We start from the raw sequence: 2747 nt of genomic DNA on the forward strand, positions 1-2747 counted from the left end.
CCTGGCCATCGCACGGGAATGCCGGACCTTGCTGGGTGGCAGCGGAATCACCCTCGAATACTCACCGTTGCGCCACGCCAACAACCTCGAATCGGTCCTCACCTACGAAGGCACCTCCGAGATGCACCTGCTGTCGATCGGCAAGGCGCTGACCGGCCAGGCCGCCTTCCGCTGAACCGCCGCAACCTGATTGGAGCAATCGGATGACCACGCACACACCTGCACGACTGCAGCACCTCATTGCCGGGCAGTGGATTTCCGGCGAGGGTGACGGCGTCCGCAGTGTCGATCCTTCGCGGCCACAGTCGGTCGTCGCCGAAGGCGGGGCCGCGAGCGCGGACGATCTCGAGGCGGCGGTGGCCGCGGCCGGCGACTCGGTTCGCGCGTGGGCGGCCACCCCGATGGCCGCGCGCGGTGGTGTGCTGCTGGCCGCGGCCGAGATCCTCGACGACAACGCCGGCGAGTGGGGCCGCGACCTGTCGGTTGAAGAAGGCAAGACGTTGACCGAAGGCATCGGTGAAGTGCGTCGTGCTGCCCAGATCCTCCGCTACTACGGCAACGAGGGGGACCGGCAGGCCGGGGAGATCTATGCCTCCCCGCGTGCCGGTGAACAGATCCTGGTGACCCGCAAGCCGGTTGGCGTGGTCGGGGTGATCACCCCGTTCAACTTCCCCATCGCCATCCCGGCATGGAAGATCGCGCCGGCCCTGATTTACGGCAACTCAGTGGTGTGGAAGCCCGCCAGCACCGTGCCGCTGCTGGCGATGCACCTGGCAAGTGCGCTCGACACCGCAGGTTTGCCGGCGGGTGTGCTCAACCTGCTCATCGGCGGCTCGGCCATCGGCGACGGAATCGTCAACCATCCCGACGTCGATGCTGTCACGTTCACCGGATCGACCGATATCGGGCGGCGTATCGCGAGCATGGCAGCCGCCCGCGGGGTGCCGGCGCAAGCCGAGATGGGCGGTAAGAACGCCGCCGTAGTGCTCGACGACGCAGATCTCGACCTGGCGGTCGATCAGGTGATGCTGGGTGCGTTCCGTTCGACCGGTCAAAAGTGCACGGCCACATCCCGATTGATCCTCACTGAGAAAATCGCCGACCGCTTCCTGGACATGCTCGCTGACCGTGCCGGGGCACTCGTCGTGGGCGACCCGGTTGATGAGGCCACCCAGATGGGGCCGGTCGTCAGCGAGTCGGCGTACAAGACGATCACGACCGGCATCGAAAACGCGCGGACCCAGGGAGCGACAGTCCTGGCCGGCGGGCGGGCCTATGCCGACGAAATGCGGGCTCGGGGCTACTTCATCGCGCCGACGATCATCGAACTCGGCGACCAGCCCGCCGACCTGTGGACCGATGAGTTGTTCGGCCCAGTTCTCGCGGTGCGCCGCACTCGCCATCGCACGGGAATGCCGGACCTTGCTGGGCGGCAGCGGAATCACCCTCGAATACTCACCGTTGCGCCACGCCAACAACCTCGAATCGGTCCTCACCTACGAAGGCACCTCCGAGATGCACCTGCTGTCGATCGGCAAGGCGCTGACCGGGCAGGCGGCCTTCCGCTGATGACCGCCGCCATCGAGCACCTGATCGACGGGCGATGGGTGCCCGGCACCGGCGACACGCTGCTCAGCGTGAACCCGGCGCACCCGAGTCTGATTGTGGCCCAGGGAAGTAACGCCCGCACTTCCGATGTCGACGCTGCAGTCGGCGCCGCCACCGCGGCTGCGCCAGCCTGGTCCGCTGCCCCGATGCATCAGCGCGGCGCGGTGCTGCTGAGCGCCGCTGACGTCGTCGACCGCAACGCCGAGGCGTGGGGCCTGGAACTGGCCCGCGAAGAGGGCAAGACGAAAGCCGAAGGCATCGGCGAGGTTCGGCGGGCCGCGCAGATCCTGCGGTATTACGGCAACGAGGGCGATCGGGAGGCAGGCCAGATCTTCGCCTCGCCCCGGGCCGGTGAGCAGATCCTGGTCACCCGCAAGCCCCTCGGCGTGGTCGGGGTGATCACCCCGTTCAACTTCCCCATCGCCATCCCGGCCTGGAAGATCGCGCCCGCACTGATCTACGGCAATACCGTGGTGTGGAAGCCTGCGAGTACCGTTCCGCTGCTGGCGATCCGGCTGGCGCAGGCGCTGACCGAGGCCGGCCTACCCGCGGGTGTGCTCAACCTGTTGATCGGCGGATCCGACATCGGCAACGCCATCGTCGAACACCCCGGCGTCGACGCCGTCACGTTCACCGGCTCCACCGGGGTCGGTCGGCGCATCGCGGCGGCCGCTGCGGCACGCGGAATCCCGGCGCAGGCCGAAATGGGTGGCAAGAACGCCGCCGTCGTCCTCGATGACGCCGATATGAACCTCGCACTCGAGCAGGTCATGCTGGGCGCTTTCCGCTCGACCGGGCAGAAGTGCACGGCGACCTCCCGCCTGATCGTCACCGACGGGATCGCCGAGAAGTTCCTGGCCGCCCTCGCCGAACGTGCCGCGGGGCTGACCGTCGGCGACCCGACCGACGACGCGACCCAGATGGGACCGGTCATCAACGGCGCAGCGCACCAGTCCATTTCGGCCGGTATCGATGCCGCGACGGCCCAGGGTGCCGCGGTGCTGACCGGCGGGCTCCCCTACACCGACGGCCCGCTGGCCGAGGGCTACTTCATCGCACCGACCATCGTCGAACTCAACGGGGCACCGGCCGATGTGTGGACCGAAGAACTGTTCGGACCGGTCCTGGCGGTCCGGCGG

At 68.1% G+C, this 2747-nt stretch carries 2 protein-coding genes and 2 pseudogenes; all 4 read left to right on the plus strand.

Annotation, left to right across the window (positions count from 1 at the left end; all coding sequences use genetic code 11):
* The coding region (locus tag EYZ64_RS32350) for an acyl-CoA dehydrogenase family protein (protein ID WP_286175265.1) at positions 1-175 on the plus strand (175 nt) is incomplete at its 5' end.
* Positions 176-203: 28 nt separating this feature from the next.
* Positions 204-1394, plus strand: a pseudogene (locus EYZ64_RS08160) (aldehyde dehydrogenase family protein); the annotation flags it as partial.
* Positions 1393-1569 (plus strand): annotated as a pseudogene (locus EYZ64_RS08165) (acyl-CoA dehydrogenase family protein); the annotation flags it as partial. The pseudogenes EYZ64_RS08160 and EYZ64_RS08165, both read left to right, overlap by 2 nt.
* Positions 1569-2747, plus strand: a 1179-nt coding sequence (locus tag EYZ64_RS08170) for an aldehyde dehydrogenase family protein (RefSeq protein ID WP_502703010.1), incomplete at its 3' end; no start/stop codon positions are given. The pseudogene EYZ64_RS08165 and the gene EYZ64_RS08170, both read left to right, overlap by 1 nt.

The sequence above is a fragment of the Mycobacterium sp. DL99 genome (assembly GCF_004762045.1).
Classification (GTDB): Bacteria; Actinomycetota; Actinomycetes; order Mycobacteriales; family Mycobacteriaceae; genus Mycobacterium.